10 protein-coding genes and 2 pseudogenes are annotated in these 12,118 nt (G+C 66.6%); 5 read left to right on the plus strand and 7 right to left on the minus strand.

Going from position 1 to position 12,118, the window contains the following annotated elements; genetic code table 11:
• The 3 genes and pseudogenes from IEY79_RS32690 to ku all read right to left on the minus strand — a co-directional run.
• Window positions 1–142, minus strand: a pseudogene (locus IEY79_RS32690) (IS5/IS1182 family transposase); the annotation flags it as partial.
• Between the two features lie 560 nt (window positions 143–702).
• A complete protein-coding gene (locus IEY79_RS38250) occupies window positions 703–1,032 on the minus strand; it encodes a Ku family protein (RefSeq protein WP_308426708.1) in 330 nt (109 codons plus the stop codon).
• An 11-nt stretch (window positions 1,033–1,043) separates the two neighbouring features.
• On the minus strand, window positions 1,044–1,520 hold the full coding sequence (ku, locus tag IEY79_RS38255) for a non-homologous end joining protein Ku (RefSeq protein ID WP_308426709.1): 477 nt from the start codon (window positions 1,518–1,520) through the stop codon (window positions 1,044–1,046).
• Window positions 1,521–1,763: 243 nt separating this feature from the next.
• On the opposite strand from ku, the gene IEY79_RS32700 reads away from it, so the two are divergent.
• The 3 genes from IEY79_RS32700 to IEY79_RS32710 all read left to right on the plus strand — a co-directional run bounded on the left by IEY79_RS32700 (window position 1,764) and on the right by IEY79_RS32710 (window position 5,913).
• Window positions 1,764–2,411, plus strand: coding sequence for a DUF6518 family protein (locus IEY79_RS32700; protein ID WP_229701328.1), 648 nt, complete (start codon window positions 1,764–1,766; stop codon window positions 2,409–2,411).
• 150 nt (window positions 2,412–2,561) lie between these two features.
• On the plus strand, window positions 2,562–2,735 hold the full coding sequence (locus IEY79_RS32705) for a hypothetical protein (protein WP_189111283.1): 174 nt from the start codon (window positions 2,562–2,564) through the stop codon (window positions 2,733–2,735).
• A 481-nt stretch (window positions 2,736–3,216) separates the two neighbouring features.
• Entirely contained in the window at window positions 3,217–5,913 is a 2,697-nt protein-coding gene (locus IEY79_RS32710; RefSeq protein WP_189111284.1) for a helix-turn-helix transcriptional regulator, read from the plus strand.
• Between the two features lie 57 nt (window positions 5,914–5,970).
• Here the strand turns inward: IEY79_RS32710 and IEY79_RS32715 are convergent, their stop codons facing one another.
• The 3 genes from IEY79_RS32715 to zwf all read right to left on the minus strand — a co-directional run bounded on the left by IEY79_RS32715 (window position 5,971) and on the right by zwf (window position 9,514).
• The gene (locus IEY79_RS32715) at window positions 5,971–6,789 is read right to left on the minus strand and encodes an alpha/beta fold hydrolase (RefSeq protein WP_189111285.1); all 819 of its coding nucleotides are present in this window, start codon (window positions 6,787–6,789) and stop codon (window positions 5,971–5,973) included.
• Window positions 6,790–6,866: 77 nt separating this feature from the next.
• Entirely contained in the window at window positions 6,867–7,583 is a 717-nt protein-coding gene (locus tag IEY79_RS32720; protein ID WP_189111286.1) for an alpha/beta fold hydrolase, read from the minus strand.
• A 491-nt stretch (window positions 7,584–8,074) separates the two neighbouring features.
• Entirely contained in the window at window positions 8,075–9,514 is a 1,440-nt protein-coding gene (gene zwf / locus IEY79_RS32725) for a glucose-6-phosphate dehydrogenase (protein ID WP_229701329.1), read from the minus strand.
• Between the two features lie 459 nt (window positions 9,515–9,973).
• On the opposite strand from zwf, the pseudogene IEY79_RS32730 reads away from it, so the two are divergent.
• Together IEY79_RS32730 and IEY79_RS32735 are read left to right on the plus strand one after the other, a co-directional pair.
• Window positions 9,974–10,424 (plus strand): annotated as a pseudogene (locus tag IEY79_RS32730) (GNAT family N-acetyltransferase).
• 184 nt (window positions 10,425–10,608) lie between these two features.
• On the plus strand, window positions 10,609–10,836 hold the full coding sequence (locus tag IEY79_RS32735) for a hypothetical protein (RefSeq protein WP_189111287.1): 228 nt from the start codon (window positions 10,609–10,611) through the stop codon (window positions 10,834–10,836).
• A gap of 72 nt (window positions 10,837–10,908) precedes the next feature.
• Here the strand turns inward: IEY79_RS32735 and IEY79_RS32740 are convergent, their stop codons facing one another.
• Window positions 10,909–12,018: a cytochrome P450 family protein gene (locus IEY79_RS32740; RefSeq protein ID WP_229701330.1), complete on the minus strand. Its 1,110-nt coding sequence runs from the start codon at window positions 12,016–12,018 to the stop codon at window positions 10,909–10,911.
• Window positions 12,019–12,118 lie beyond the last annotated feature (100 nt).

Genomic DNA, 12,118 nt, shown 5'->3' on the forward strand with positions numbered 1-12,118 from the left:
ACAGGATCGCCGCCAGCACCTCACGATCACCCGCCCGAGCCCGGCCACCACCCTGCGGACGTATCACCACCGTCGGCGGCACCACCCGACGGAACAACACCCACAACTCATCCGGCACCAACCGCTCAACCAAGTCCGTCATGCACCGTTCAACGAACGATCAAGCCATAAGAAACGACGTCTAAGTGCGATTGCTGGGCTGCCGCGATGGACACCGGGAGGGCCGCCAGGACGACGGCGAGTCGTACCCAGACGTGGTGCTCCGATGGCCTGTCCGGCACCTGAATCCATGAAGCGGCTTCTCGGTGCCTGGGCCGTCGCAACCGGGGAATTGGAGGGCGCCATGTGGGTGTCGGCGATGGCTGCCCGCAGGGCATCGGCATCGGTGTGCCAGCTGTCCCCGGCCGGACACATACGCCAGTGAGGGCCAGGGCTCTTGGTTCTGTCGAGTGGAGGGACGGTCGGCCGATCCTCGGCGGCAACTACCGAGGCGCCCAGCGCATCCCACCCCTCAGTGGCTTGCGCGTCAACGAACCAGTAGAACGCCGACGCACCGGGGTCTGCGATGACCCCGCCGCATCGTGGGCCGAGAACGTCCAGCACCCTGGGGCCCGCCGAGCCGTCTACTCGCACGAGCACTGCTCCGTCGATCGTTGAAGGGGTCATGCCGCTCCTTGTCACACCGGCCGCCGGGTGGGAGCCCTAGCCTGATCCGTGCTTCTTGGCAGGGGCCTTCTTCGCGGCGGTCTTCTTGCGGGCCGGCATGTCGTGCACGGTGGCGTCCTCACCGGTCTCGCCGCGGGACTTCCTGGCCTGCTGGACGGACTGCTCCAGCGCGGACATCAGGTCGACCACCTGGCCGCTGCCCTTCGCCTCGCCAGCAGGCTGCGGCGGTGCCTTGCCATCGGCCTTCGCCTCGATGACCTTCTCCAGCGCCTCGGTGTACTCGTCGTGGAAGCCGGAAACGTCGTCCAGGGCCATGGTCTCCATCAGGGCGAGCGCCCCCTCGATCTCGCCCTCGTCCAGCTCCACCTCGGGAGGCGTCAGCTCGGCGGGTCCCGGATCTCGTCCGGCCAGTGCATCTGGTGCAGCACCATCGCGTTCTCCTTGATGGACAGGAGTCCAAGGCGCTCGCGGCCACGGAGCGCGTACTTCGCCACAGCCGCCTTCGAGGACCGCTCCAGCGCCTTCCGTAGAAGGGTGCAAGGCTTCGCGGCGACCTCGCTGACGGCCTCCAGGTAATAGGTCTGGCCGAGGCGGATGGGGTCGATCGTGCCGCGGTCGACGAAGGCGACGACGTCGATGGCACGTGCCGTGGGCAGCGGCATGTCCGCCAGCTCATCGTCGCTGATCGGGATGACGTTGTCCTTCGACAGTTCGTAGCCCTTGCCGATCTCGGCCGAGGTGACTTCCTCACCGTCCAGTTCGCAGACCTTCCGGTTGCGGACCAGACCCATGTCTTCCAGGTGGATCCGGCGGAACCGGATCGAGTGGTCTTCGGTGGCGATGAGGAGGCGCACGGGATCTTCCGGATTTCGAAGTCCATCGCATCCCCTGAACCGGGGTGTTGCGACAACCACTAGAACTCAAGCTCAGACGGCGGGCTTGCTCACCTCTTGTCCCACGTTCTGGGAGTTCTGGGTGCGCCTACCCACATCGGCGGAGCCCATCAAGGGAACGAACTGCCGGCCCCCTGCATCCTTACAACTGCACCAAGGGGCGTGAGCCTCGCAGCCTCGAAAGAAACAGGGAGCACCACCGCCATGAACGCGTCCCCTGCCGCGGCCTCGGTGTCCGACACGAGCAGAAGAGTCTGGCTCTACCCAACGGTGTCGGCATTCGCCGGAGGCCTCCTCCTCGGCGTCCTGACCAATCTGGCCCAAGGTTGGCTTCCGGGGGCCTGGAATCAGATCCCCAACTCCGGTGCGGTCTGGTCCGTCGCTGCGTTCGCGGCTGGCGCGCTGCTGGCCCGGCAGGTCAGCCTGCCCGCAGTGGCCGTCGCGGGTCTGTGCGCCGAGTCCGGTCTAGTCGTCGGCTACTACGGCTACGCGGAGGTCGCGCGCGTTGGCATGGGCTCTTTGTTCGCTCCCCTCATCTGGCTGGGTATGGCGTTCATCGCCGGCCCTCTGTTCGGGGTGGCGGGCTCCTGGTGGCGGGGCTGCAGCCCGCGTTACCGCGTCATCGGACTCGCCGCCCTCGCGGGTGTTTTCGGCATGGAGGCCATCCAGTACGCCTGGGTCCTGCACTACGTTTCCCAGGCATGGGCATGCCTCGCCGTTCTGGTCCTCGTGGCGCTGCTGATGGGCCGCACCCACAAGGAACGCGTACTGACCCTCCTGACCGCCATGCCCTTCTCGCTACTGGCCTACCTGATTTTCGAGGAACTGATCCTGAGGACGGTCCTCGGCTGATACCCCCTTCGGACCGCCTTGGCCGTCGAGGATCCCCGCCTCCGTCGGCTGAACGAGCAGGGAAGCGGACGTCATTCTTCTGAACGAAAGTGGCGGCAAGGACTCCCAGGCTATGAGTCGCACGTAGTCGGTCGGTCGGATGCCGCCGAGATGCTCTACAAGGTCGTCGTCATCTATGCAGGCCTTGTCAACGTCGAGTGGGTGGGTACCACGGACCTTGCTCGTCGGCAGTCGTCCACGTTGGACGTGCCGCGCTTCGAAGTTGTCCGTGCTCGGGGCGGTGACTTCCTCGGCCGGGCCGCCGCCCTCTACAACAAACCGTGAGATCGACTTGACACTGACTGTCCTTCGGGCCAAGCGTGACGCGGCCCGTCGGGCAACCGGTCAAGTCCAGTCAACCTCGGCTTGCCCCAACGCACGCTCTCCGGAGTCCTGATGAGTCCCCCGGTCAACCCGCTGACCCCTCAGACCGTCCAGCGACTGGCATTTATCCGTACTTACGCTTGCTGTTTCGCCCCGGGGGATGCTGGTGAACTGATCCGCGAGAGCGAGTGCGACCGTATTGTCAGAGTCAAGAAAGGCCCATATTTCGGTACTGAGTTTGTGTGTGAATGACAAAACGGCCTCGGTGCTATTGCTGTAAACCGATAAGGGACACTGATGTCCGATACCGCGTGTGGTAGAGGCCGCATGCACTCGGGGAAGTTCGAGGACTGAACGATCGCTACCTATCGGTAAGCGATCCGATGCAGAAGGCGCCCTGCACGCCCGAGGCGTCGCAGGCAATTCACCTAGCTGAGGCAACATGAGTGCATTCGTTCCGCCATCGCCGTCCTATCCGTTGCGCGGACGTACGGCGGAATTGGAGTCGGTTCTGGACGAGGCGCGGCGCGCCGAGCGGACCGGCTCTCGACTGGTGGTCGTGGACGGCGATCCCGGGATCGGCAAGACCCAATTCCTGCGGGTCGTCCGTCAACAGCTCAAGAGTGGCGGCTTCGCCGTGGGCGCTGCGGCAGCGGGGGAAGGTGACCGGACTACTCCACTGGCTTCGCTGGGCACGGCCCTTCGAGCAGGGAGCCGCGTTCCACTGCTTTCCGCGGAGGACTTCGCCAGTCTGCTCCCGCTCGTCGAGCAACCCCTGTGGCTGGTTGAACAGCTGGCGAGTCTGCTGCGGCGGTCATCCGACGTCCGTCCGTTGCTGATCGCGTTGGATGATTTCCAGTGGGCTGATCCGCTCAGTGCCTTCGCTCTGCGTACCCTCCCTGCCCGGCTCGCCGGAGCGCCCATTCTGTGGTTCCTGGCCAGTCGGCCCGTTGCCGCCGGCCCCACCGATCAGGTTGTCGGCATGGCGACCGAGGCGGACGTCCCTGTCCTGCGCATCGATCTTGGGGCCCTGCGGCGCGATGCCATTCTGGAGATCGCCCGTGACCGTCTGGGTCGTGACATCGAACCGGTGCTTGCCGGCCACCTTCTCGAAGCTGACGGCGTCCCGTTCCTGGCTGTTCACATCGCAGAAGGGCTTCTGCAACCTGGGAGCGACGACAAAGAGGGGGCGGGGCTTCCAGCCGGCCTGGTCGCAGGCATCAGGCGCCGCATCGCGCCCACGTCGGACCTGTGCCGGGCGCTGCTACGAGCGGGTGCCGTACTCGGCTCCTCGTTCCCCCTCCGCGACGTGGCCCATCTGCTGTCGGAGGCTGTCATCCGGCTGACGGCGCCCCTGGAAGAAGCGCTGTCCGCGGGGCTGCTCACCGACGAGGGCGGCCAGATCCGTTTCTCACACGACCTACTGCGACGGGCTGTCTATGAGGACATCCCGCCCTCCGTACGTACGGAACTTCACAAGAAGGCTGTCGACCGCCTTCTGAGCGACAAGCGGGGCGCCGCTGAGGCGGCACCCCACGTACTGGCCTCGGCGGAGCCGGGCGACAGCGCGGCCGTGGAAGTACTGAGACGGGCGGCCTTCGAGATCCTTGACACCATGTCCGTGACATCTGCCATCTTTATCAGGCAGGCATATGACCTTGTCCGGGAGGACACGGTCCTGCGCGACCGACTGGGCCGGGACGTGGTGAAGGTGCTGTTGCACGCCCGCCAGTACGCCGCGGCGGAAACCTTCGCGGGCGACCTGTTGCGTGTCGGCCTCGCCCCCAGTACCGAGGCCGAAGTGCGCCTTTCCCTCGCCCCTCACATGTGGCTCGCTGGACGCAACGCGGATGTACACGCTTTCGCGCGGGACGTGCCGTACGCGCCCGAGGCCCTGCGCGAGCGGTTGGCTGCCTACCGTGGTTGGTCCGCCGGGACGCCTCTTGAGGCACCCGTCGACCACCTGGCCGCTGCTGTCACCGCGGCGGCTCACGCCCAGTCGCATGTCGCGGACGGTGGGTACACTGCCGCGCTGAGAGGCTACCGAACAGCGCTGAGGCTGAATGCCGCCGTCTCCCCGACAGAGGTCGGGCGATTGCCGAACGCGTCCCTGCACATACGCGTCCTGGTGTTGCGCGCCGTACTGGGGGAGCCGTCCGGAGTCCTCCGGGAACTGGACGCCGCCGTCGACGACTTGCATCTCGGTCTCGATTCCTGGGATTCAGCCCAGTTTGCTGTTGCTCGAAGCCAGGTTCTGGTGGCTGTCGGCAGGCTCTCCGATGCGGCCGACTCCGCTGCGCGCGGTCTGCGACTGGCCAAGGAGATAGGTGACCCGGTCATCGAGCCCGAAGCCCGTCACGTACTGGGATGGGTCGCGCTCCTGCGGGGTGAGCGGGCGACGGCCCGCAAGCACCTCGCCCGCTCTCCGGGCAGCAACAGGGCGCTGCCCGTTCTGGCCGCCCTCGCCGCGGACTTCGAGGGATTGCCGGAAGCCGCGCCGCGGCTGCTGAGGGCCGCGGCGGAGACCGCGTTGCCTTGGCGAGAGGAGTTCCTGCTTCAAGCTGCCATTTCCGCACATCACGCCGCCGACGGGGAGACGCTGCGCGCAGCGGTGGCGAGCCTGACCGACCTGGCCGGACAAAATCCCGAAGCGGCGGATATCTCTGCAGCCGCGGCTCTGGCCCGCGGTCTGCGCGAGCAGAATCTGGATGAAGCGAGAGACGCGCTGGCGACGTCTCCGCGACTGCTGCTGAGGGCGCGGGCCGAGGAGGAATGGGGGCTGGCGGCCATGTCCAACGACAAGAACGCGGCACTGGAGGCCTGGAAAAATGCCCTTGCCCAGTACCAGCAAGCCGGTGCGGTCGGACCAGCCGCCCGTGTGCGGCGGCACCTGCACGCGTCGGGAGTCCGGAGTCGCACACGCCGGGCGGCCTCGCGGCCGTCCTCCGGGTGGGAGTCGCTGACCCTGGCGGAGCGCCGCGTCGCGCTGCTGATCGCGCAGGGGCACACCAATCGCTCCGCGGCGACAGAGCTGGTCGTCTCCCCGAGCACGGTGGGCACACACCTGCGGTCTGTCTTCGCCAAGCTGGGCATAAGTTCCCGGGTGCACCTCACCCGGTTCGTACTCACCCTGGAGTGAGACGCCGGCCGGCGAGCCCCTGGTGAGGAGCGCGCCGGCCACTGGTGCCCCGCCACGTCAGCGGTTGCGGCCCGCCGCCTGCTCGATGACGGAGGCCACCAACTGTGAGTGGGTAGTGGTGACATCGTGGGCGGACCGTACTTTCCACGTCCTGGCGTGGTCACGATGCGCCATGAACTCCTGCACTGCCGGCGGAATCGCCTTGTCCTGAGTAGTGATGATGGAGTACACAGGAACGGACGACGGGCTGTCGTGCTGTGCCTTGTCACCCAGAGCGGAGGCGAGGACTGGACGCTGTCCCGCGGCGGCCACCGCGGCGTCACCAGCCGTGCGATCGGCGGCGAACACTGACCGGAAACTCTCCGCCTTGACGTGGAGTTCGGGACCGTCCGCCTGGTTGACGGTGAAGGTGGTGTCGGGGCCCAGCAGGCTGCCCGGGTACTTCTCGTTGAGGTCCTGCAGGCTTTCGCCCCTCCTCGGGATGAAGGCGGCGGCGTACACCAGGGCATGCACGTCCGGGACCTGGGCGGCCACCTCGCTGATCAGCATGCCCCCGTAGGAGTGGCCCGCCAGCACGACGGGCCCGTCGATCGAGCGGACCACGTTGGCCACATAGGCGGAGTCCTGCGCAAGCCCGCGCAGCGGAACGGCTGGAGCGACCACCGTGTACCCGTCCCGCTGGAGTTCAGTGGTGACACCGGCGAAGCTTGAGGCGTCCTCGAAGGCGCCGTGCACCAGTACCACCGTGGGCCGGTGAGGCGCCGGATGAGAAGCGGTGGCCGAGGCGGTGCCGGCGTTGATCGCCACGGCTGCCACGACTGCTGCCGCCGCGAGGGCACCAGCGGTGGGGATGAGTATTTTCCTGCTGCGCTTCATCAGAAGTCCTTGATGGGTATGCGGGCCGGCGAACAGAGAGACACCGGATTCCTGCTGTGGGAGGGGAGAGTGGGCAGTCAGTCCTTGAGGGCCTCCAGGATCACCGCGGTCACGGCGCCCGGCCGGGAAACGGCGACCGCGTGAGAGGCCGCGATCTCTGTACTGGTGCCGCCAGTACGCGTTGCCATGGCCCGCTGGGCCTCGGCCGGAATGGCCTCGTCCGCGGCGGTAATGAGGTGGTGGGTGGGCACAGTCCGCCATGCGGCCGGGCCGGCCTTCTCGTCGAAGGCCGAGGCGAGAATGGGACGCTGACTCACGGCCAGCACCTTGGCCCGGGTCGGGTCGACGTCTGCGGCGAAGACCTTCGAATAGGCACTCTCGTCGATCCGCAGCCAGGTCTCCTCAGCGTCGCCGACGCCCGGCAACGCCATCGGCACGAGCGCGGAGCCCAGATCGTTGGCGGGGAAACGGCCCAGCAGATCCATCGGGCTCTCTCCCTCCTCCAGTGCGAACGCACCCACAAAGACGAGTGAGTTGACATTGCTCGCGCGGGAAGCCGCCTCGGCGATGACCACGCCGCCGTAGGAGTGGCCGACGAGCACGACCGGCCCTTCCAGGTCGTGCAGAAGTGCTGCCAGTCTCGCTCCGTCGTATGCGCCGCCGCGCAACTCATTGGCGACGGCGAGGGCACGCACGTTGTTCTGCTGGAGCCGGGAAATCACCCCGGCCCAGCTGGAGGCATCTGCGAAGGCACCGTGGACGAGAACGACGGTGGGGCGGCCTGCGGTTTTCATGGTCTCCTGCCTTGCTTCTGAACCTGTTCGGGTGTTGACAGGAAACACTCCAGAACACCGGCGCCACATCGACCGGACAAGGGATTCCGAAGACGCGGTTGACGGCTACGTTGCGGCCGACTGTGTCCTTTCCTCACACATTCGTATGAGGAAGGGGGCACTGAACTGCGAAAATGCGAAGCCGGCACGGTGACGTCGTTGAAGGTTCCGCGACCGTGTGCGAAGCCCGCGGCGGGGACGATGCCGCTGTAGGGGTGCGACGCTCAAGACTTTCAACAAGGGTGTGGGCCGGAGGGCCTGGTCAGCAATCGGTTCGTGCACGAGGACGCGGGGTCGGCGGACGCTGTCGTTCCGAAGTCGAGCGCAGACAATACGCACTGGACAGCAGCTGGCCGAGCTGAGGCTGTACTTCAGCGGGCGAGTTTCCCGCGAGGCGGGTGGTTCTAGGAAGTGTTTTCCGATCATCGGATCGTTGGTCCTGCTTCGCGGTGTCATGCGTCAGGAAGCCGCCAGCCGCCCTCGCCTGCGAGCGGTAGCGCCGCCTCGGGACCCCACGACCCCTTGGCGTACGGCAGCACGTCGGGCCTGTCGTGCTGCACCGGGTCACACACCTGCCACAGGCGTTCGATCCCCGCCGAACCGGTGAACAGTGTCTGATCTCCGCGCATGGCGTCGAGGAGCAACTTCTCGTACGCCTCAAGCGGTTGGACGCCCGGGAACGCCTTGTCGAACTTCAGGCCGAGGCGCGCGTCGGCCAGCACGAGTTCCGGGCCGGGCCGCTTGGCACGCAGCACCAGCGACACCTCGGGCTCGTCGGTCAGCTCCAGGACCAGTTCGTTCGGCTCGCCCTGCTCGCATGTGGTCGCGCCGAAGAGCGCCTGCGGCGGGTTGCGGAATCCGACGGTCACCACGCGCCGGGACTGGGCCATGGCCTTGCCCGTGCGAAGCAGGAACGGAACGCCCTGCCAGCGCCAGTTGTCCACCCACGCGCGGACCGCCACGAACGTCTCGACGGTCGACCCCGGATCGACGCCCTTCTCGTCGCGGTAGCCGTCGTACTGCCCGAAGATGACCTCCTTCGGATCGAAGGGGCGGAGCGATTCGAAAACCTTGTGCTTTTCGGTCCGCAGTTCCTGTGCGCCGATGCGTACGGGCGGTTCCAGCGCGACGAAGCCGAGGATCTGGCAGAGGTGTGTGGTGATCATGTCGCGGTAGGTTCCGGTGCTCTCCATGAACGCCGCCCGACCCTCGATGTCGATCTGCTCCGGCACGTCGATCTGCACGTACGCGATGTGGTCTCGGTTCCAGGCCGGTTCGAAGAGGCCGTTCGCGAAGCGCAGCGCCAGAATGTTCTGAACGGCCTCCTTGCCCAGGAAGTGGTCGATGCGGAAGACCCTTTCCTCGGGCACGACCTTGTGCACGGCCGCGTTCAGGGAACGGGCGCTCGCCTCGTCCCGGCCGAAGGGTTTCTCCATGATGAGGGTGGCGGCGTCGGCGATGCCTGTGTCGCCCAACATTTTGATCATGGGTTCCATGCTGTCGGGCGGCACGGAGAGGTATACGAGGGTCCGTGCCGATTCGCCGTACTCCCGCTGGGTGCGCTTCAGCGCCTCCGCCAGTCCCGCCCCGTCGTCGGCCGACGACGTATGGAAGGTCAGGTGATTGGCGAACGCGGCCCACGTGTCGTCCTCGAACGCGTCCCCGGCGTGCTCCCGTACCCTGCCCGCCAGTCGGGTACGGAACTCCTCGTCCGTTCCGGGGGAGTGCCGCCCCGAGCCGATGACGGTGAAACGATCCGGCAGCATCCCGGCGCGGAACAGGCGGTACAGGCCGGGAAAGAGCTTGCGGCCCGCCAGGTCGCCCGTCGCGCCGAACAGTACAATGACCTGCGGATCCTTGGGCGCTGCGGAGTGTTGTTCGGCAGAGGTCACGGTGCGTCTACTCGCTCTCGAAAAGGATGCGTCAGGGATTCGCCGGAGGCCCTGCTGGTGCCCGAGCGCGGCCACGTCGGTGCTCCGCCGTGATGTGCCACGCGCTGGACGCCATGATTTACCCCGCCCGCCGGTTGTCGACGGGGCGCACCAGACACCGCCGAACACAGTCACTCGTCTTGCCGAGCTGGGCCGACGTGGTCCGACAACACGGAACGGTGCGTTCCCCGCGCAGGCGCGATCGGATGCGGACATCAGCCTCAGGCGAACCCGCTGAACCGAGTCGGTCCGCGATTGAGGTCGCAGCAGGATGGGGCAGCCAGACGTGAGGTCCCCCCATCTGCCGGGCCCGAGCCGAAGGACTGGATAATCGGGCCATGGATGCCGGGTTGATGGGAAGCGGGGCGCAATCAGACGTGGTCCCTGTACAGGCCCAGGCCGGCGCACGGCGCGGGCTGGATGGTGCGATCTGCGGAGGCAAGGGACATCGAGGTGATCGCGGAGCCGCGGGCCACGGTCATGCGTGCGGACCTGGAACGGCTTGGCCGCTAGGACGAGCACCGGGTGCGCCAGCGGCTGCTGGATTCCTTCTCCACGCAGCACACGTCGATCATCATGATCGACGGCGAACTCGCAGGATGCGTCACGGTCCGGCCCTTCGAAGGCGGGCAGTGGCTGGAGCACTTCTACCCTCGCTCCGCACCGTCAAGGCCGAGGTCACGGATCTGCTGTCTTGCACTCGGTGCTGGAGCGGACTGACGCGCAGGGCATGACCGTGGGTCTGAACGTCTTGCAAGGCAGTGCTGCCCGTCGGCTCTACGAACGCCACGGATTCGTCGTGGAAGCTCAAGACCCGATCGACGTGTTCATGGTTCGCCCACCCGGGGCCTGCACTGATGCGAAAGCCTGACCCTGTCGTAGCACGATGGCCACGACCCGGTCCGCGAACCATCTGCTCGGCCCTGACGTGACAGGGGCCGCACCGGTTCTTCGAGTGTGACCAAGAAGTGGGCCCGCGCGGCCCTGTCCCATCGTGCCTTCTGCGGTGTCTCCACGCATGACCAGACAGCGATGCGCACCAAGGGCATGGCACCGTGACCGACTCGCTCGACGGTCAGACGCCGCCAGTCCTCGGCGCCGACGGTTTGGCTGTTGTAGCCGACAAGCGGAGGCTGCGGGTATTGAACAAGATCACCGCGTTCACCATCCGCTACAACACGAGAGCCACGCGGTTCGCCCGGAAGTACGACGCCCGGGCCGAGCACGCCCGCTACGTGGCACCTCATCAGCACGAGCAGACACACACCAACGCGCCAACGTGACGGCGGCCCGGGAATCACCTTCGGTGATCACCGGGCCGCCGAGGACTCAGCTTTGGAAACGACAGCAGCTGCCTACTTCGCGGCTGGACTGCCGGACATGGCGTCGAAGCAGACCGGCAAGATGGCAGGTCCGTGGATGAGCAGCCCGGGACGCCACGTCAGCTCGTTCTCCGGCACCGCCAACCTTAGATCCGGGACACGCTGCAGGAGCGCGTTCAGAGCAACGACGGCCTCGGCGCGAGCCAGGGGGGCTCCCAGGCAGTAGTGCGGGCCATGACCAAAGGCCATATGGCCCGCCGTGTCACGACCGATCCTGAGGTCGTCCGCGTCAGAAAAGCGCGAAGGGTCCCGGTTAGCAGCGGACAAGGAGACCAGCACCATGTCACCTCGGCGGATCGGAAGGCTGCCGATCGTCAGGTCCTGGGTGGCGAAGCGCTCAGTCGTGGCGTGAGCCGGTCCGTTGAAGCGCAGGAACTCCTCGACGGCGTCAGGCATCAAATCCGGATCGGTGCGAAGAGAGGCCGCCAACTCCGGACGGCGTAGCAGCTCCAGCACCGCGTTGCCGATCAGGCTGCCCGTTGTCTCCAACCCGGCAACGAGCAGCACCAACACAACACCGACCAACTCGGCGTCATCCAGAGGACGATCGTGAGGGGTTTCCTCGTCTGAAGGCTGGGCCAAGGCGCTGAGCAAATCGTCACCAGGCTCGTCCCGCTTGCGGCCGATGAGAGACCCCAAGTATGTGGAAAGTTCGATAAAAGCCCTCTGCTGCAGCTCTGGTGCGTCCGACCGTGTCACCACATCGGTCCACGAGCGGAACCCGGGTATGTCCTCGGCCGGCACCCCAAGGAGCTCACAGATCACCAGGGCGGGCAGGGGAAAGGCGAAGGCGTCCACGAGATCTGCCTGCGACCCGGTCGCCAGCATGTCGTCCAACAACCGGTCCGCCGTGCGTTGGATTGCCGGGCGCAGCGCCTCAACCTGACGAGGTATGAAGGCCCGTCCTGCCAATCGTCGCAGCCGCGTGTGTTCAGGCGCGTCCAGCGTAATGAGCCACGGCGGTTGTTCGGGGACCCGGATCCCGCTCATCAACCATCCTGGCTCCAGGCCCGCAGCTTCCGAGCGCTTGCTCATCCGGGGGTCGCTGAGTACCGAACGAGCCTCCTCGTAGTCGGTGACCAACCACTGCGCCGGAGCTCCACGTGGCTCGCACCGGTGCGCTGCCCCTGCCTCCCGCAGATCTCGCAATACGAGATGCGGATTTGCCTGGAACGCAGGCCGG

The sequence above is a fragment of the Streptomyces camponoticapitis genome, assembly GCF_014646115.1.
In the GTDB taxonomy this organism is placed as follows: Bacteria; Actinomycetota; Actinomycetes; order Streptomycetales; family Streptomycetaceae; genus Streptomyces; species Streptomyces camponoticapitis.

What these genes read in the sequence shown, in the direction of transcription:
- IEY79_RS32710 (WP_189111284.1), top strand. Translation starts at nt 3,217, where the DNA reads ATGAGTGCATTCGTTCCGCCATCGCCGTCCTATCCGTTGCGCGGACGT.
- IEY79_RS32715 (WP_189111285.1), bottom strand. Translation starts at nt 6,789, where the DNA reads ATGAAGCGCAGCAGGAAAATACTCATCCCCACCGCTGGTGCCCTCGCG.
- IEY79_RS32720 (WP_189111286.1), bottom strand. Translation starts at nt 7,583, where the DNA reads ATGAAAACCGCAGGCCGCCCCACCGTCGTTCTCGTCCACGGTGCCTTC.
- IEY79_RS32700 (WP_229701328.1), top strand. Translation starts at nt 1,764, where the DNA reads ATGAACGCGTCCCCTGCCGCGGCCTCGGTGTCCGACACGAGCAGAAGA.
- IEY79_RS32705 (WP_189111283.1), top strand. Translation starts at nt 2,562, where the DNA reads ATGCTCTACAAGGTCGTCGTCATCTATGCAGGCCTTGTCAACGTCGAG.